20 protein-coding genes are annotated in these 17,392 nt (G+C 55.1%); 7 read left to right on the top strand and 13 right to left on the bottom strand.

Features of this window, described 5'->3' with window-relative positions; translation table 11 throughout:
- Nucleotides 1–1,101, bottom strand: a complete 1,101-nt coding sequence (locus CC94_RS0101090; RefSeq protein ID WP_005373203.1) for a phytoene/squalene synthase family protein — start codon at nt 1,099–1,101, stop codon at nt 1–3.
- A 464-nt stretch (nt 1,102–1,565) separates the two neighbouring features.
- Here CC94_RS0101090 and hpnH point away from each other — a divergent pair, with 464 nt between their 5' ends.
- From hpnH to CC94_RS0101075, 3 genes are all read left to right on the top strand, one after another.
- Nucleotides 1,566–2,672: an adenosyl-hopene transferase HpnH gene (gene hpnH, locus CC94_RS0101085; RefSeq protein WP_005373201.1), complete on the top strand. Its 1,107-nt coding sequence runs from the start codon at nt 1,566–1,568 to the stop codon at nt 2,670–2,672.
- Nucleotides 2,673–2,848: 176 nt separating this feature from the next.
- Nucleotides 2,849–3,466 (top strand): ABC transporter substrate-binding protein, encoded by a 618-nt coding sequence (locus CC94_RS0101080; protein WP_005373199.1) that lies wholly within the window; start codon nt 2,849–2,851, stop codon nt 3,464–3,466.
- A 4-nt stretch (nt 3,467–3,470) separates the two neighbouring features.
- Nucleotides 3,471–4,553 (top strand): MlaA family lipoprotein, encoded by a 1,083-nt coding sequence (locus CC94_RS0101075; protein WP_005373197.1) that lies wholly within the window; start codon nt 3,471–3,473, stop codon nt 4,551–4,553.
- A gap of 57 nt (nt 4,554–4,610) precedes the next feature.
- Here CC94_RS0101075 and CC94_RS0101070 read toward each other — a convergent pair whose 3' ends face one another.
- The 4 genes from CC94_RS0101070 to CC94_RS0101055 all read right to left on the bottom strand — a co-directional run bounded on the left by CC94_RS0101070 (nt 4,611) and on the right by CC94_RS0101055 (nt 8,348).
- On the bottom strand, nt 4,611–5,126 hold the full coding sequence (locus tag CC94_RS0101070) for an adenine phosphoribosyltransferase (RefSeq protein ID WP_005373195.1): 516 nt from the start codon (nt 5,124–5,126) through the stop codon (nt 4,611–4,613).
- Between the two features lie 73 nt (nt 5,127–5,199).
- Nucleotides 5,200–7,095, bottom strand: a complete 1,896-nt coding sequence (dxs, locus tag CC94_RS0101065; protein WP_005373194.1) for a 1-deoxy-D-xylulose-5-phosphate synthase — start codon at nt 7,093–7,095, stop codon at nt 5,200–5,202.
- Between the two features lie 130 nt (nt 7,096–7,225).
- Entirely contained in the window at nt 7,226–8,122 is an 897-nt protein-coding gene (ispA, locus tag CC94_RS0101060; RefSeq protein WP_005373193.1) for a (2E,6E)-farnesyl diphosphate synthase, read from the bottom strand.
- The gene (locus tag CC94_RS0101055) at nt 8,115–8,348 is read right to left on the bottom strand and encodes an exodeoxyribonuclease VII small subunit (RefSeq protein ID WP_005373192.1); all 234 of its coding nucleotides are present in this window, start codon (nt 8,346–8,348) and stop codon (nt 8,115–8,117) included. Before CC94_RS0101055 ends, ispA begins: the two co-directional genes overlap by 8 nt.
- Nucleotides 8,349–8,551: 203 nt before the next feature.
- Here CC94_RS0101055 and CC94_RS22080 point away from each other — a divergent pair, with 203 nt between their 5' ends.
- The 3 genes from CC94_RS22080 to CC94_RS22070 are packed head-to-tail and all read left to right on the top strand — an operon-like array spanning nt 8,552 to nt 9,656.
- Nucleotides 8,552–8,827: an inner membrane CreD family protein gene (locus CC94_RS22080; protein WP_051040397.1), complete on the top strand. Its 276-nt coding sequence runs from the start codon at nt 8,552–8,554 to the stop codon at nt 8,825–8,827.
- Nucleotides 8,828–8,865: 38 nt separating this feature from the next.
- On the top strand, nt 8,866–9,360 hold the full coding sequence (locus CC94_RS22075) for a histidine kinase dimerization/phospho-acceptor domain-containing protein (RefSeq protein WP_051040395.1): 495 nt from the start codon (nt 8,866–8,868) through the stop codon (nt 9,358–9,360).
- Nucleotides 9,357–9,656, top strand: a complete 300-nt coding sequence (locus CC94_RS22070; protein ID WP_169740938.1) for an ATP-binding protein — start codon at nt 9,357–9,359, stop codon at nt 9,654–9,656. Before CC94_RS22075 ends, CC94_RS22070 begins: the two co-directional genes overlap by 4 nt.
- Nucleotides 9,657–9,735: 79 nt before the next feature.
- Here the strand turns inward: CC94_RS22070 and CC94_RS0101045 are convergent, their stop codons facing one another.
- The 7 genes from CC94_RS0101045 to msrA all read right to left on the bottom strand — a co-directional run bounded on the left by CC94_RS0101045 (nt 9,736) and on the right by msrA (nt 15,551).
- Nucleotides 9,736–10,404 (bottom strand): peroxiredoxin family protein, encoded by a 669-nt coding sequence (locus CC94_RS0101045; RefSeq protein WP_005373191.1) that lies wholly within the window; start codon nt 10,402–10,404, stop codon nt 9,736–9,738.
- Nucleotides 10,394–11,398 carry an oxygen-dependent tRNA uridine(34) hydroxylase TrhO gene (trhO, locus tag CC94_RS0101040; protein ID WP_005373190.1) on the bottom strand — a complete coding sequence of 335 codons (1,005 nt, stop codon included), beginning with the start codon at nt 11,396–11,398 and terminating at the stop codon, nt 10,394–10,396. Before trhO ends, CC94_RS0101045 begins: the two co-directional genes overlap by 11 nt.
- 150 nt (nt 11,399–11,548) lie before the next feature.
- Entirely contained in the window at nt 11,549–12,013 is a 465-nt protein-coding gene (gene bfr, locus CC94_RS0101035) for a bacterioferritin (protein WP_005373189.1), read from the bottom strand.
- A 15-nt stretch (nt 12,014–12,028) separates the two neighbouring features.
- Nucleotides 12,029–12,292 carry a (2Fe-2S)-binding protein gene (locus CC94_RS0101030; RefSeq protein WP_245549377.1) on the bottom strand — a complete coding sequence of 88 codons (264 nt, stop codon included), beginning with the start codon at nt 12,290–12,292 and terminating at the stop codon, nt 12,029–12,031.
- A 45-nt stretch (nt 12,293–12,337) separates the two neighbouring features.
- Nucleotides 12,338–12,871 carry a response regulator transcription factor gene (locus tag CC94_RS0101025; RefSeq protein ID WP_005373187.1) on the bottom strand — a complete coding sequence of 178 codons (534 nt, stop codon included), beginning with the start codon at nt 12,869–12,871 and terminating at the stop codon, nt 12,338–12,340.
- The gene (locus CC94_RS0101020; RefSeq protein WP_005373186.1) at nt 12,864–14,255 is read right to left on the bottom strand and encodes an ATP-binding protein; all 1,392 of its coding nucleotides are present in this window, start codon (nt 14,253–14,255) and stop codon (nt 12,864–12,866) included. The genes CC94_RS0101025 and CC94_RS0101020 overlap by 8 nt, the downstream gene beginning before the upstream one ends.
- A 657-nt stretch (nt 14,256–14,912) precedes the next feature.
- Nucleotides 14,913–15,551 (bottom strand): peptide-methionine (S)-S-oxide reductase MsrA, encoded by a 639-nt coding sequence (msrA, locus tag CC94_RS0101015; RefSeq protein WP_005373185.1) that lies wholly within the window; start codon nt 15,549–15,551, stop codon nt 14,913–14,915.
- 85 nt (nt 15,552–15,636) lie between these two features.
- Here msrA and hslO point away from each other — a divergent pair, with 85 nt between their 5' ends.
- Nucleotides 15,637–16,509: an Hsp33 family molecular chaperone HslO gene (hslO, locus tag CC94_RS0101010; protein ID WP_005373184.1), complete on the top strand. Its 873-nt coding sequence runs from the start codon at nt 15,637–15,639 to the stop codon at nt 16,507–16,509.
- Nucleotides 16,510–16,516: 7 nt separating this feature from the next.
- Here the strand turns inward: hslO and CC94_RS0101005 are convergent, their stop codons facing one another.
- Nucleotides 16,517–17,392: a TraB/GumN family protein gene (locus tag CC94_RS0101005; RefSeq protein WP_005373183.1), complete on the bottom strand. Its 876-nt coding sequence runs from the start codon at nt 17,390–17,392 to the stop codon at nt 16,517–16,519.

The raw sequence follows: 17,392 nt of genomic DNA, 5'->3' as shown, positions 1-17,392 counted from the left end.
TTAATGGTTTAATTGAGCTAATAAATTGGGTGCGGTGTATTGCCATTCGGGGGTTTTGAGCTCCCGTCCCGCCATATCGAAAAGCAATTCGAGCAGCCGGTTGCTGCGCACGGTCAGCCGGGTCGCGAAAATCGTCGCCTTCACGCTTTTCCTTGAAATCTTGACCTGCTCGGAGCGGTTGAAGTCGAGGTGCCGTTTGATTTTCTTCAACGTCAGCACCGCCATCCCCAATGCCCACAGGCAGAAATTGCGCAGTCCCGTTTCATGCGCCGGCAACAACTGCGTATAACGCAATGCATTGCGGAGATGGCCGTGCGCTATGCCGATCAGGTGCGTCAAGCCTTTCTTGTAATTTGGATCGTTGGCATCCGGCGTCTGTTTTTTCAAATCGAAACCGGTTTCGCGAAAAATGTCCTGCGGCAGCCAGCAGACGCCGCGTTCCGCATCGTCCCAGATGTCTTTCAGGATATTGGTCATTTGCAGACCCTGGCCAAAAGAGACCGACAAGCGCAGAAGCTCGTCCTTGTGCTCGGCGATTGTCGGCGAGTAATGGCAAAACAGTTTGGCCAGCATTTCACCGACGCAGCCCGCAACGTAGTAGCAATATTTATCGAGATCGGCCAGCGTGGGCAGCCCGTGCTGCAGATTTTGCGACTGGAACGCGGACATGCCTTCCGCCATCGTAGCGACGCACTCGGCGAGCGCATCGATCTGCTCCGGATCAAGCGAGTGGGTGATCTCGATCACGCGCGGCATCACATGGATCAGCGTATGTTCGGCGGGCAGGGTTTTATCCGACAGCAAAGGCGCCAGTTCGGCCGCAAACGGTTCGGAATTGAGGCCGGTTTTAACGACATCGATGAAGTCGGAACAAAAATAACTTTTCTGTTCCGGCGTCAACGAGACTTCGTCTTCGATCGTATCGACGATCCGGCAGAGCAGATAGGCATTGGCGACCGGTCCGTACAGCGGCTGGGGCAACTGAGGAATGGTCAATGCAAAGGTTCTGGACACGCCTTTCAGCAGTTCCGTCTGAAAGGCATCGTCAGGAAGTTTGCTCAGTGATTTAGGGTCGTTCAAAAAATTTCGATCTTCATTCATAAGCGAGAGTCCTTCGGTCTATTGAAGGAGTGGTTCTTTTTCATTGACCGCAATGATAGCTTGTTTGTTGGCAATTTGCAAAGTAATGTTGTTTTGTTGCCAATATGATTGCTGCAGTATTGGAGTGTATATAGAAAACAAAGAAAAAACAAAAAGATACAAGGACTATTTAAGTTAGGGAGAGAGGAAAGGGTAAAGGCGAGTTCGTCGTGTAATTCAGATATTTTGTTGTTAAAACTGGAGTCGTGTGAAAAAAAAGAGTATTCTAGTCACCAAAATGAAACAGACGCTCGTTCAAAGCGTTTGCTTTTGAGGCCATTTTACTCGAAAACGGCCGTATTGGCAGTAAAATGGCAGGATTGTTGTTGATATGCAACAGGCGGCGACGTCCGTATCGGTTTAGGAATCGCGGGTCCGAAAACGGAGTCCGCAATTTTTTTGAATTTCTTTTGGAGGGTTTTCGCGTGGGAGTTCCAATACGTCAACAGTTAACAGTAGGCACTTATCTGCTCAAGCAAAAAATCAAAGGCGTGAAGAAATATCCCCTGGTGTTGATGCTGGAACCGCTGTTCCGCTGTAATTTGGCTTGCGCGGGGTGCGGCAAGATCGATTATTCCAACGAAATTCTCGATAAGCGCCTCTCTTATGAAGAGTGCATGCAGGCGGTCGACGAATGCAATGCGCCGATGGTGTCGATTCCGGGTGGCGAGCCTTTGATTCACAAGGAAATGCCGAGGATCGTCGAAGGCATCATCGCGCGCAAGAAATATGTGTATCTGTGTACGAACGCGCTGCTGCTGAAGAAGCGGATCGACGATTACAAGCCGTCCCCTTATTTGACTTTCTCGGTGCATTTGGATGGCCTGCGCGAGCGCCATGATGCGTCGGTATGCCAGGAAGGGGTATTCGACCGGGCGGTCGAGGCGATCAAGCTGGCGCTCGGCAAGGGGTTCCGGGTTACCGTGAACTGCACGCTGTTTCAGGGCGAGAAAGATCACGAGGTGGCCGAGTTTCTCGATTATGTGACGGAGTTAGGTGTCGAAGGCGTTACGATTGCGCCGGGTTTCAGCTACGAGCGCGCGCCGAGACAGGATGTTTTCATCAAGGGCAGGGACGTCAAGGAATTGTTCCGGGGTATTTTCCGGATCGGCAAAGAAAAGAAACGCAAATGGAAATTGAATCATTCGGCATTGTACCTGGATTATCTGGCCGGTAACCAACGCTATAACTGCACGCCTTGGGGCAATCCGACCCGCAACGTGTTCGGCTGGCAGAAGCCTTGCTACCTGTTGGCGGATGAAGGCTACACCTCCAGTTTCAAGGAGTTGATCGAAACCACGCCATGGGAGAAATACGGTACGGTAAATAACCCGAAATGCGCCAATTGCATGGCCCATTGCGGTTATGAGGCGACCGCGGTGGAAGATATGCTGCAGAATCCGTTAAAGGGAATTTTGACCGCAATCAAAGGTCCTAAAACCAGCGGGGAAATGGTGCCGGAGCCGGCTCCGGTCTATGCGGAAGTCAAACCGCAGGCGACTTTTTCCGGTATTCCGATCAGAGTGGAATAGCGGCAAGCCTGTCCGATACAGTTCGGCTGCCGAAGAGGGTAAAAGGCTTCATCGAATTAAATATAAAAGGCTTGCTCCTTCAATCGATCGTTCGACGGCCAACGGGCGGTGCAGTTTTGCCCCGCCCGTTGGCCGTTGTTACAGTTTTAATTTGTTTAAATCGGGATTTTAAAATGATGACAGCGAAACAATCAAAATGGATGGCTGTGCTCGTGCTCTTGCTGGTGGCGCCGATTGGCGCATTTGCCGGAGCGGCAGGTGGAATGAGTGCCAGAGCGGTCGTGGAAAAGTTTCAGGCCGAGTTGATCGATGTAATGAAAAACGGCAAAACGCTCGGCTATGCAGGGCGATATGATAAACTGGCCGAACCGGTATCCGAAAGCCATGATCTGGTCAAGATTGCCCGCGTCGTGGTTGGCAAGGAATGGGAAAAGCTGACCACCGAGCAGCAGGACAAGCTGGTCGATGTGTTCAGCAGATTGAGCATCGCATCTTATGCGCATAATTTCAAGGAGTATGGCGGCGAGTCGTTCGCTTTCGAATCCGAAGAGCAAACGGCGCGCGGCGGCGTTGTTGTGCATTACCTCTTCAAGGTGCCGGGCGAAAAGTCGCATAAATTCGACTACTGGCTGAAAGAAAAAGGCGATAGCTGGCGCATCATCAATATCATTGCCGATGGCGTTAGTGATCTGGCATTGAGAAGATCGGAATACACTACGATCTTGCAGCGTGAAGGTTTCGACGCTTTAATCGCGAAAATCAACGAAAAGATAGATAATTATTCAAAATTGTAATTCCATGGTCATCGATAAAGTAATTGGCGGCTTTTACTCCCGCAGACTTTTACCTGTTTTTTCCGCATTGTGTGTTTTGGGTGTCGCGCTGGCGTTGACCGGCTGCGCTTCGACCGGCGAAAAGACTCCGCCCACAGCCAGTGCTACGCCTTCCAATCCTGTCGACCCTTACGAGAATCTCAACCGCAAGGTTTTCGCCTTTAACGACAAGGTGGATAATTATGTGGCCGGACCGATTGCAAATGCTTACAAATGGGCGACTCCACAATTCATGCAGACCGGAGTGTCGAATTTTTTCACCAACCTGAAAAACATCAATGTGGTGTTGAATGACCTGATGCAGGCCAAGTTTCAACAAAGCGCGGAAGATACGGGGCGATTCCTGATCAATACGACCGCCGGCGTCGGCGGTCTGCTTGATGTTGCCCAATATGCGGGGCTCGAGCAAAACGATGAGGATTTCGAGCAAACTCTGGCTGTTTGGGGCGTGCCTCAAGGTTCCTATCTGGTGATCCCTTTTCTCGGACCGTCGACCGCGCGCGGTATTCCGGGCTCGGTATTCGATACCGCCGCGAACCCGGCTACTTATGTCGGCATGCCTGTACAACTGGTACAGATGCTGAACGCACGAGCGAATGCGGAAGGCGCATTGAAATTCATCGATGAAGCCGCGCTCGATCCTTACGTGTTCACCCGTGAGTCGTTCCTGCAATGGCGGCAGAATCTGGCGACCGACGGCAAATCCGAAATAAAGAACGATCTGGCGGATTTCGAAGACGATTTGCTTGATGATGCGGCAAAACCTGCCGATGGCGAACAGCCGCAGGCGAATGCCGCAGATGCCGAACCGGCGGTGGCTCAAGAGCCTTTTAAACCTGAGGAAAGCAGAGCCGCTGCGCCGTCAGCTGCGGCAACGGTTTCTTCACCCGTCGCGGCGGCTTCCGTCTCGGTAAATCGGGCTGCCGGCGAACAGGGTGCCGCCTATCTCGATGCGAAAAGCAAATACGAGCAGGCCCGCCTCGAGTATCAATTGGCAAAAGCCGAAGTAGCGAAGAAAAAATCGCGGAAAGCGCTTAAATCGAAGTAATCGTATACCTTTTGCTTAATCCAATGGAGGATTGAGCATCGTCCCCTACGGAACGATTCAGAAATGCAGCAGGCTATGGACCCGATAGTTTTCAAGTTTTTCCCTGCCGTTTAAAAAATCCAGCTCCACCACGAAAGCGCACGCGACGATTTCGGCGCCGAGCTTCTCGATCAGTTCGCAACTGGCTCTGGCGGTCCCGCCGGTCGCCAATAAATCGTCGATCAACAGCACCTTGTCGTCCGCTTCGAATGCGTCGATATGCGCTTCAAGCGCCGCCGATCCGTACTCCAGATCGTACGAGACGCTTTGTACGTCATAAGGCAGTTTGCCGGGTTTTCTGAGTGGAATGAAGGGCAATCCCATTTCCCAGGCCACCAGGGAGCCGAAAATAAAACCTCTTGCCTCCATGCCTGCAATCGCGGTGATCCGGCTGCCCAGAAAAGGTTCCATCAGCTGGTGGACCGCCAGTTTCAAGGTTGCCGGGTCTTTAACCAGCGGCGTGATATCCTTGAACAGGATGCCGGGTTTCGGAAAATCGGGAATATCTCGGATTTTGTTAATCAAACGGTTCATGGGTCGGGAAACTGCAGAGGTTAAAGAAAAAGTCGGGTTGCCGAGACGGCAACCTTCATCTATAGGAGTGCTTTTAGACCGCAACGTCAAGTTCTTTTCGGAACAATTCGGGGCAGAACGCTTCGATGCGGTCGGCGATGCCCTGGGCATCGAGGCCGCAGAGGGCAAGCAGTTCTTCGCGGGTACCCTGCTCGACGAAAGCATCGGGGAGGCCCAGGTTCAAGACCGGCATCAGGATGCGCTGGGCCTGCAGGCACTGGTTCACCGCACTGCCGGCCCCGCCCGCGAGCACATTCTCCTCGACCGTGACCAGGATTTCATGGCTGTCGGCGAGCTCGCGGATCAAGGCGGCATCGAGCGGCTTCACGAAGCGCATGTTGGCGACCGTGGCGCCGAAGCGTTCGGCCGCCTGCAGCGCCGGGGCGACCAGACTGCCCCAGGCCAGGATCGCGATCTTGCTGCCCTGGCGGCGGATCTCGCCCTGGCCGATCGGCAGGGCGGTCATCGTCTGCTCGACCGCCACTCCCGGCCCTTTGCCGCGCGGGTAGCGGACCGCCGCCGGGCCGTCATGGCGAAAGCCGGTATAGAGCATCTGCCGGCACTCGTTCTCGTCGGCCGGGGCCATCACCACCAGGTTCGGCACGCAGCTCAGGTAACTGAAATCGAAGCTGCCGGCATGGGTCGGGCCGTCGGGGCCGACCAGCCCGGCCCGGTCCAGCGCAAACAGCACATCCAGGTTCTGGATCGCGACATCATGAATCAGTTGGTCGTAGGCCCGCTGCAGGAAGGTCGAATAGATCGCCACCACCGGCTTGGCGCCCTGGCAGGCCTGGCCCGCGGCCAGGGTCACCGCATGCTGCTCGGCGATGGCGACATCGAAATAACGGTCCGGGAAGCGTTCGGAGAACTTGACCAGGCCCGAGCCCTCGCGCATGGCCGGGGTGATGCCCAAGAGGCGCTCGTCCTGTTCGGCCATGTCGCAGAGCCAGCGGCCGAACACTTCGGTGTAGGTGGGGTGCGGGGAGGGGGCCGACTTCGGCAACGAGTCCTGGCGGGGATCGAAGGCGGGCACGCCGTGGTAGGCCAGCGGATCCTTCTCGGCCGGGGCATAGCCCTTGCCCTTCTTGGTGACGATGTGCAAGAGGCGGGGGCCGGGCATCGCCTTCAGGTTTTCCAGGGTCGGGACCAGCACGTCCAGGTCATGGCCGTCGATCGGGCCGATGTAGTTGAAGCCGAGTTCCTCGAACAGCGTCCCCGGCACCACCATGCCTTTGAGATGTTCTTCGGTTCTCCGTGCCAACTCCCAGGCGCTGGGAATATTGCTGAGCACCTTCTTGCTTTCCTCACGAACGGAGGCATACAGGCGGCTCGACAGCATTTTGCTCAGGTAATTGCTCATCGCGCCGACGTTCGGCGAGATCGACATCTCGTTGTCGTTCAGAATCACCAACACATTCGCATCCAGGGCCCCGGCATGGTTCATCGCCTCGTAGGCCATCCCGCCGGTGATGCTGCCGTCGCCGATGATCGCCACCATCTGCTTGTGCTCGCCTTTCAGGGCGGCCGCGATCGCCATGCCCAGGGCGGCGCTGATCGAGGTGCTGGAATGGCCGACCCCGAAGGCGTCGTACTCGCTCTCGCTGCGGGACGGGAACGCGGCGATGCCGCCGAAGGTGCGGATCGTGGTCATGCGGCCTTTGCGGCCGGTCAGGATCTTGTGCGGGTAGGCCTGGTGGCCGACGTCCCAGACCAGTTGGTCCTCGGGGGTGTTGAACACGTAGTGCAGCGCCACGGTCAGCTCGACCGTGCCGAGCCCGGCCGCGAAGTGGCCGCCGGAGACGCTGACCGTGTGGGTCAGGTAGTCGCGCAGTTCCTTGGCGAGCGGCTTGAGCTGACTTTTTTTCAGTTTACGCAGATCGGCGGGAAGATCAATGGTGTCTAAAATGGGGTAGTGGCCTGAATAATTCATCTTTAACTCGATTCCTTGCGGGGTCAAAGCGCGGGCCTTATGGCAGCGCGCTGATCCGCGTGTTCCCGGAAGGAACACGAAGATGGCCTTGCGATTATCCGATTTAATTTCTTAGCGATCAAGTTGGGAATCAGTGATTCCGCTCAATGATATAAAGGGATAAATCGCGGAGTAAATCGGCTTCGCTGCCGAAAATGCTCAGATTGTCGAGCGCTTTTTCGTGCAGTTCCCGGGCTTTTTGTTTGGCGCCGGCCAGTCCCAGCAAGGCCGGATAGGTCGGTTTGCCGTTGTCCTTGTCCTTGCCCTGGGTCTTGCCGAGCGTGGCGGTATCGCTCTCTTCGTCGAGGATGTCGTCCTTGACCTGGAACGAGAGGCCGATGCATTTAGCGTACTGATCGAGCTTGGCGGCGACGGAAGGATCGATATCGGGTTTGGCCAGCGTTGCCAGATTCACGCTCGCCCGGATCAGCGCGCCGGTCTTGTGGATGTGCATGTTTTCGAGTTCGGGCAGATTCAGCCGGGTGCCGACCGAGGCGAGATCGATCGCCTGGCCGCCGACCATTCCCAGCGAGCCGCTGGCCCGAGCCAATGTGGTGATCATTTTGATCCGGTTTTCGGGGCTGGCCTGGATCGCCGGGTCGTGCGCCAGAACTTCAAACGCGAGCGCCTGCAGCGCGTCGCCGGTCAGAATCGCGGTCGCTTCGTCGAAAGCGACATGACAGGTCGGTTTGCCGCGCCGCAAGTCGTCGTCGTCCATCGCCGGCAAGTCGTCGTGGATCAGCGAATATACATGGATGAATTCGACTGCGCAAGCCGGGCCGTCGAGCACTTCAGGGGCGATTCCCAGCGTTTTGCCGGTACAATAGGCCAGCAGCGGGCGCATCCGTTTGCCGCCGTCCAATACGCAATAACGCATTGCCTGGTGCAGCTTCTGCGGCAGGATGTTTTCGCCCGGCAGGCGTGCTTCGAGCGCCCGTTCGACGCGGTTTTGGCATAAGCTAAGGTATTCTTTTAACGCATTACTCATCAGTAAAAGGCTCCAGGGTTTGCGTGCCGTTCTTTTCCAATAAAATCTGAACCTTCCGTTCGGCTTCCTGCAGAGCCTGCTGACAGGTGCGGGTTAGAAAAACGCCGCGTTCAAACGACTTCAGCGACTCTTCCAGCGAAATATCGCCCTGTTCGAGCTGGTTGACCAACGCTTCGAGCTCGGCGAGAGAATCTTCGAACAGCGTAGGACTTTTCTTTTTGGACATCGGATAAAGTGGGCAAAAATAAGTCGGTAGATAAACCTGCCATTATATACGAAAGCGGCGCCGATTCGCTTCGAACTTGCCCGTTTTTACGGTTCTGCACAAAACCTGCACAAAAAGTTGCCGAAAATGCGAATTCCTTTCACGCAATTTGCAATGCATCCCGATAAAGTTTTCGGTACGATCAACTACGGGAGCGATAGGCTATGAAAAACCATTTTTATCTGAAACTGGGCGCTATTTTCGGCTTGATTATATTGTTGCTGATTCCGCGCGCCTATATCGGCGGCATCGTCTACGAGCGGCAGGGCTGTCGGCAAAAGGCCTACGACAGCATCGGGCAAAGCTGGCCCGGCGCGCAGGCGCTGGCGGGGCCTGTGCTGGCGCTGCCTTATACGCTGATCTCTCATACCCGGGAAAAAATTCTCGACGGCAATCGGCAGGCGGGTACCGGTCTGCTGGCGATCGTGGTCATGACGTAACGCTGGCTTCCTCGGCGATCGCGCGGCCGATTCGGGAGTTGATTCTGCAGACCGAAAAAGTCAAAAGCGGAGAACAAAAAGTCATCGATCCCTTGCAGAATCCGGCCACGATCGAAATCGCCAGGCTCTCCGAGAGTTTTGCGGGCATGTCCCGCGCACTTTCGGAAAGGACCGACTATATCCGCCGCTTCGCGACCTATGTCTCGCACGAGTTCAAAACACACCTGACTTCGATTCAGGGCGCGCTGGAACTGCTGCAGGACCATGCCGACACGATGCCCGAAGAGCGCAGGCAGCGCTTTATCGCGAATCTTCTGGCCGATACGCATCGGCTCAGGCAACTGGTGAATCGCCTGCTCGAACTTGCCCATGCGGATGCGATGCGGTCGAGCCGGCAGGCGTGCGGTTTGCTGGAAGTAATCGAGCCGCTCAAGCACCGCTCTATGCCGAACGCGGCCTGCAAATCGAGCTGGATACGGCTCCGGCGCAATCCCTGGCCGTTGCGCCGGAAGTGCTCGAGGCGGTGTTCGTGAATCTGTTCGAAAACAGCCTGCAGCACGGCGCTATGCAGCTTCGGATTCGTTCGGAACGGCGGGCGGAGGCGTTGCGAATCGGCTTGCAGGACAACGACACGGGCATTTCACGGGAGAACCGCGGCAAGATTTTCACGCCTTTTTTCACGACACGCCGAAATGCCGGCGGCACCGGTTTGGGCCTGAAGATCGTGGCTTCCCTGTTGAAAACTTACGGGGCGGAGATCGAGCTTGGAGAGTGCCTGGAAGGCGCACTGTTCTGGGTGCGTCTGCCCATCAATCTACCCATTAAATAGAAAGGCAATTTTTTACCGGATGGAGGGGATTCGTCCTGTCATACGGCGGTAATGGAACGAGCTGTGCCGGTCCGACAATTTATTCCCGCAGCAGTTCGAGCAGGCGGTTTTCCAAATCGGGGAAGGCCCCGAATTCGCAGGCGCGCAGTATGCCTTGCCTGTCGACCAGTATCTGCGACGGAGTGCCTTTCAATCGAAAACGTTCGAAAGTCTCCGCGCGGTAGTGCTGCGGTTCCAGATAGCTTCGTACCTGGTCGACAACCTGCTGCCGGTAGTGATCCGGCTGGCGGTCGAAATCGGGCAGCCGGCCGTGAATGAAATCCAGAATCTCGGTTTCGGAAATTTCGCCCTGACGTTCGGTCAGCCGGTCCATCGCCAGCGGGAAGGGAATGCGGTAGGGCAAGCGGCCTTGGTCAAGCGCGCCATGCCGGCTCAATGCTTTAAACGTTTCGCCGATGACCTCGTTGCGCTCGGCTAATGCGCGCAGGTTTTCCAGCGTATTTTTATCGAAATCCTCGAACGCGGTCGCGATGCCGAGCACGGTCAAGCCGTTACCGGCGTATTTCCGGTGCAGTTCGACCGCTTCCGGCAAGGCGTACAAAAAACAGCCGGGGCAATTGACCTGGAATACTTCGACCAGCACCACGCGGTCCCGGAGTTGGTCGAAATTGACGGGCTCACCCTGTATCCACTCCGAAACGGCCAATAACGGCGCTTTTTTGCCGATCATCGCAAAATTATCGGTCATCGTGAACCTCGATGGGTTTCGGGCCGCCTTGCCGCTGGCGGCGCTGTTGTTTTGCTGTTCGCTTTGCGGCCAAGCTTTTGGCGGCGTCAGAGCCGATATGGGCTTCGCCGCGTTGCTTGGCGAGCCGGATCTGTTTTTCGCGTTCGCTGAAGCGTTTTTTCTGCTCCTCGGTCAGTTTATCGTAGCAATGCGGGCAGCTAACGCCAGCCCGATAGCGGGGATCGGCCTTGTCCGATTCAGTGATCGGCAATCGGCAGCCGTGGCATTGATCGTATTGCCCTTTCTGCAAGGCATGATCGACCGTAATCCGCTCGTCGAAAACGAAACATTCGCCCTGCCAGAGTGTGTTTTCGGCTGGCACTGCTTCCAGATATTTCAGGATGCCGCCCTGCAGATGGTAGACTTCTTCGAAGCCTTGCTCTTTCAAATAAGCGGTCGATTTTTCGCAGCGGATCCCGCCGGTGCAGAACATCGCGACTTTTTTATGCCTAGCGGGGTCGAGATGGTCCTTGACGAATTGCGGAAACTCGCGGAAGCTTTCGGTTTTCGGGTTGACCGCGTTTTTGAACGTGCCGACCCGGTATTCGTAGTCGTTGCGGGTGTCGATCAGGATCACTTCCGGATCAGAGATCAGCCGGTTCCAATCGGCGGGTTTCACGTAAGTGCCGACGACGCGCCGGGGGTCGATGCCTTCGACGCCCATCGTGACGATTTCTTTTTTCAGTTTGATTTTGGTTCGATTGAAAGGCGGGCGATCGGCATGGGACTCCTTGTACTCGATATTCGCGAGTCTGGGATCGGTGCGGAGCCAGGCCAGCACCTTGTCGATCCCTTCGCGCGATCCGGCGATCGTGCCGTTGATCCCTTCCGAAGCCAGAAGCAGGGTTCCCCTGACGCCATGCTCTTCCATGATCCGGAGCAAAGGCTGCCTGAGCTGGCGATAGTTTTCCAGCGCCACGAATTTGTACAGGGCGCAAACCACGATTTGAGACATTTTTTCCTCGCTGTAAGCCGGATCGTAAATCCGGGACAAAAACGAATCATTATAGCCCGGCAGCGACCGTTCGGGCTAGGCTGTCATTTTCGAAGCGGGGAATAAGCGGTTGATCCGCAGAAAGAAAGGGGCGGAGAGAAGGCTGGAAAATCAGATTTGAGATTGCAGATAATTCTGAATGCCGATTTTCCCGATCAGCTCAAGTTGGGTTTCGAGCCAGTCGAGATGTTCTTCCTCGCTTTCGAGAATATCTTCGAAAAGGTCGCGCGAAACATAATCCTGAGTCGATTCGCAATAGGCGATCGCTTCTCTCAGGAGCGGAATCGCAGCCTGTTCGAGCTTTAGATCGCATTCGAGCATTTCTTTCGGGTTTTCGCCGATCAGCAGTTTGTCCAGGTTCTGCAGATTGGGCAGGCCTTCCAGAAACAGAATCCGCTCGATCAGCGCATCGGCATGCTTCATCTCGTCGATCGATTCGCGGTATTCTTTTTCGTTCAGCTTATGGAAGCCCCAGTTTTTGAACATCCGGGCGTGCAAAAAGTATTGATTGATCGCAGTCAGCTCGTTCGTCAATGCTTTATTCAGCAATTCAATGACCTTTTTATCGCCCTTCATAGATGCTCCCGGCCTTCAACAGGCATTATAAACAGGTTGATTCGATACCGGGTGCATTATAAATTGATTTTGCTTGTTTGCGTCAAGCAATTCCTTGACCTGTTTACTGCATTTTCCGCACTCGCCGCCGACGCCGAGGCAGTCGAAAAGCTGCCGGCGCGTACACAGGCCGCTATCGATGGCTTTCTGGATTTGCGTATCGGTGACTGCCTTGCAGACACATACGTACATGAAACGATCTCCTGTCTGGAAACGATAATTAATGATAACAATTCTCATTTAAAAATTCCAGTCAGGCGGAAATAAATTTTTGCCGATGTGCGCTCACTCCCTGACCGGCCGCTTTTCCAGCTTGCGTTGCAACGTACGCCGATGCATGTTCAAGGCTCTGGCCGCAGCGGAGATATTGCCCTCATGCTGCATCAGAATTTTTTGCAGATGTTCCCATTCCAGGCGCTTGACCGACAAAGGGTTTTCGCTGATCGAAACGGTTGTGTCGCCTTCGTTCTTGTGCAGGGCGGCCAGAATTTCGTCGGCGTTGGCGGGTTTGGTCAGATAATGGACCGCGCCGAGTTTGATTGCTTCGACCGCGGTGGCGATGCTCGCAAAACCGGTCAGCATCACGCAGGCGGTATTGGCATCGAGCGAAATCAGTTTTTTGACCAGTTCCAGGCCGGATTCATGGCCGATCCGTAAATCGATCACCGCGTATTCGGGCAGGTTTTGTTCCGCGAGCGCCATGCCGCTCTGCACGTCGTTGGCGACCAGCACTTCATAGTTCCTTTTTTCGAGCGCGGACTTCAAAACCCGGCAGTAGGTTTCATCGTCGTCAACCAGCAATAATCTCGGTTTATCCATTGTCGGTAGCCTTCTCTTCGTTGGGTTCGGCATGCAGGAGCGGCAGCGCGATGTCGACGCAGGCGCCGTGTGGCTGCGTGTTATAAAGATGGATGGTGCCGCCGAGCCGGTGGATGGCCGAATAGGTCAGGAACAGCCCGACTCCCAATCCGTGCTTTTTACTGATCAGCGGTTGTCTGCCTGCGGTCCCGACCATTTCCGGCGGGAAGCCGGGGCCATAATCGCGAATCTTGATATGCATCAGTCCGAGGTCCCAGGCCGCATGGAATTCGATGCCTTTGCGATTGTCTCCGGAAGCTTCGGCTGCGTTGTTCAGGATGTTGATCAGGGCATGGGTGAGCGTTCGTTCCGCGATGATCTCGGCTTCGTCCACATTGTCCGGATCGATGAAAAGATTCAGTTTCGCGGTCGACTTCTGGGTACGCCAAAGATTGATCACGCTATCGAGGTAGGCGGTGACCCGCATCACGCTGCCCGATTCGGCGCGGATCTCGCCGGCCGATGCGGACATCACCGACAGTGCCTTTTTACAGCGGTCCACCTGCTGCTGCACGATATCGATCTTTTCATGCAGATCGGGAAAACGGTGCAGAGGATATTCCTGCCTAAGTTCATGCGCGACGATCGCGATCGTGCCCAATGGGGTGCCCATATCGTGCGCCGCGCTGGCCGCCAGCGTGCCGAGGGCGATCACGCGTTCGTCCCGCAGCGCGTTTTCGCGCGCGATCGCCAGACTGCGTTCTTGAGTCTTCAAGGTTTTCGCGAGCTCGACTACGAAAAACGCGACCAGTCCCGCGCTGAATACGAATCCGAACCACATCCCGAACATGTGCAGGTCGTAATAATACCTGTCGCTGGCCGCGTACGCGTTCAGCAGCATCGAATAATGCGCCATGTCGTCCGGTTGCAGCCGCGCGGGGTCCGGCATGTGCGGTTCGATCGAGGGCAGGGGAATATTGTGTGCGATCAGAATCGTGTACATCGTGGTGGTTAGCGCGACCATGTACCAGGCATAGGACTGGGGCAGCATGATCGCGGTCACGATCAACGGCAACAGGAACACCCAGATGATCGGATTCGAGGCGCCCCCGGTCAGGTACATGAATGCCGCGATCGCGAGCACGTCGATCGCCAACTGCGAGAAGATTTCGAGTTCCGACACCGGATCGTCGGTCTGCAGGCGCATCGAGGTGTATACGTTGACCGAGATGATCGACACGATTACCATCCAGAGTTGTCCCTCGGGCAGCTTGATGTTCAAGCCGTAGACCGAGATGATCAGCAGCAGCGATGCGGCGACGATCAGCATGTTTCTGAGAATGAACAGCCATTTCAGGTTTTGTCTGGCGTTGAATTCCGATTTGGGCGTAACGTGAGTAAGCATTTTTAATAATCGAAAAAAAGAACTATCCGGCTTGCGGAGTTATTGTCGCTAATTTACCGGGCATCACGCACTGCGGCAATATGTCGCACGAGGCGCTTTTTCATTCTGTTGCTATGATGATCGAACCCGATTCCGAAGCTCATTTTGAGCAAAAAGGTTCCAAATTTTTACCGAATCTTTTCAATGAAAGACCCTGTTGAATCTTTTTGCATTTTATGCAGCCTTATGGTAAGACAGAAAGGAGGCAGGGTCTGTTTTTGTCGCTTTTTTGGTAATCGTTGTGATGGTGTGACAATTTGCCACATTTTAAATTGTTTTTTCTATTGCTATGATTAACCTAACTTTTGAGGCTCTTCCGAGTTCTTGAGCTGAAAGTTGCGTTGAAATCTTCCTAATAGTCTTGAGGCGGTTGAAATACCGCCTTTTTTTTACCCCGCTGCGGGTCCTATCCGCAAAAGCGAACAGGAAATGCAACAGATTGTCTCTTTTTTGCACTCTTTGTTGCCCTGCGACAATTTGCCACATTTTTATTTGCCCAAGCTGTTGCTATCATCAATCTAACTTTTCAGGCTCCTCAGAGCCCTTGAGCTGAAAGTTGCGTTAAAATCTTCCTAAATAGTTTTGAGGCGGTTTCCAAACCGCCTTTTTTTTGCCCGCTCATCCGCTTTCGTAACACACCCCCAAGCCGCCGAGTCCGCAATAGCCGCCCGGATTTTTGGCAAGATACTGCTGGTGGTAATCCTCCGCATAGTAAAATTCACCGGCCGGCAGAATCTCGGTGGTGATTTTTCCGAATCCCGATCCGGTCAATCGTTTCTGAAAAGCCTCTCGGGATGCAACGGCTTCTTCAAATTGTGCCTGATCGTAGGTATAGATCCCCGACCGGTACTGCGTGCCGAGATCATTGCCCTGGCGCATTCCTTGTGTCGGATTGTGTGATTCCCAGAACACCTTTAATAGTTCGCGGTAAGGCGTCAATTCCGGATCGTAAACCACACGAACCACCTCACTGTGTCCGGTCATGCCGGTGCAGACCTGCTCGTAGGTCGGGTTTACCGTATAACCGCCGCTATAGCCGACTGCCGTGCTGAAAATAGGCGGAAGGGTCCAGAAACGGCGTTCGGCTCCCCAAAAACAGCCGAGACCGAATAACGCCAGCTTGAGACGATCCGGAAACGGCGGCAGAATCGGATGGCCGTTCACGAAGTGCCGATTGGTCACGCGCATCGGTTCGGGATTGCCGGGCAGCGCCTCGGAAGGGGCTGGAATAGTCAATTTTTTCGAGGAGAAAAGCATGATCGGTACCTCCGGTAACGATTGGAAAGTCGGATGCTATCGGTTGCCGGTTATAATTAGGGCGTTCACTTATCCGGAAAGACCAATGGAAGAAGACATTTTACGCCGATTCATTTTCGAAGAGTGCGGAGTGCGCGGCGAATGGGTCCGATTATCGGACAGCTGGCAAAACGCAAAACTCAATCAGCACGGCAATGCGGTCGTGCAGGAAACGCTGGGTCAGGCGCTGGCGGCGGCGGTGCTGCTGTCGGCCACGATCAAGTTCGAAGGCTCCGTGATCATGCAGGCGCAGGGCGACGGCGCGTTCAGGACCTTGGTTGCGCAAGCGACGCACGATCGCAAGATCAGAGGACTGGTCCGGCATGCCGGCGAAGTGCAAAGTGGGCACCTCGAATCGATGTTCGGGGAGGGCCGGCTGGTGTTGACGATCCGGCCGGACAACGCCGACCCTTATCAGGGCATCGTGCCGCTGAAAGGCGCCAATCTGGCTGCTGCCTTGCAGACTTATTTCGTTCAGTCCGAACAGCTCGACACCCGGCTCTGGCTGTTCGCGAACGAACAGGTCGCGGCGGGCTTGCTGCTACAGGAATTGCCCGAACACAAGGATTTCAAAACCGATTGGGAGCGTATCGTGATGCTGGCCGATACGCTGACTGCTCCGGAGATGCTGAGTCTCGACTGCGAATCTCTGCTGCGCCGCCTGTTTCATGAAGAAAAAGTCCGGCTCTTCGATGCGGAACCGGTACGGTTCGAATGCACCTGTTCGAAGCAAAAAATCGAATACGCGCTACGTACGCTCGGGCAGCAGGAACTTGCGCATCTCCTCGCAGAGAAAGGCGCGGTCGAAGTCGGCTGTGAATTCTGCAACAAACAATACCATTTCGACCGGATCGACGTGCAAAAATTGCTGGCCGACAAGTTATCGATTTATCGCGCCGATACCGGCACGCAGCATTGATCCTCTTTTACTGCACCTGGACCGTGCGGAATCCCTGCCGCCTCAACAATTCGATCAGCCCCTCGGCGCCCAGTAAATGCAGGCTGCCGACCACGACCAAAGCGCTGCCTTCCCGGTTCTCCTTCAGGAAGGCGGCAATTTGCGGCAGCCAGGCGCGGTTTCTTTCGCTGTTCAGGCGGCGGTAAAATTCGGGGATTTCATTCACCGTATCCTGGCGCAGCAACTGCAGCAGGCCGTCCGCATCCCCGTTGCGCCAGTGCCGATGCAGTTCGTGCAATTGCCGCGGGTCCCGCATATCTTTTAGCGTCTGGTTCAAGAACAATTCCTGTTCCTTGGCTTCCATACGATCGAAAACACTGAATTGCTGGCTCAGGCTTTCCAGTCCGGCCGTTTCCTTGTGGGCGATCGCGGCCATTTCCATGTAATGCCTGTCCAATCCAAGATCGGGCAGATAGCCGGCTTTCACGGTTTCCAGGCTTGCTATCGTCAAGGCGGCCAGCCAGGGCTTCATCGTCCGGAACGTGTCGAGCGGCAAACCGTTCGCTTCGCAGTAGCTTTGCAGCCGTTGCCAGGTTTCAGGATGCAGGCTCTGTTCGAGCGTTCCGTCCCCGGCGATCATGCCGGTCTTCATCAGCGATTGAACCCGTGCAACGTCGTTTAGTTCGTCCGGGGACACTTCGAAGTAGACCTTGCCGGCTTCGTCGAATGCTTTATTGACCGGATCGGCCAGCGGATAATCTTCCGCCTTCAGCATGTGGAACGAGCCGAGCAAATAAATGCTATTGTCTTCGTCGCTGACCTCCCAGAGCAGGGGCGTCGGCGGCTTTGCCGAAGCCTGGGCCCAATACAACAATAACAGCAGCAGGCTCAGCCGGCGGCCCAT

Source organism: Methylomicrobium agile, assembly GCF_000733855.1.
Lineage (GTDB): Bacteria > Pseudomonadota > Gammaproteobacteria > Methylococcales > Methylomonadaceae > Methylomicrobium > Methylomicrobium agile.
Note: the sequence above shows the minus strand (reverse complement) of the source record. Positions and strands in the feature narration are given on the sequence as shown.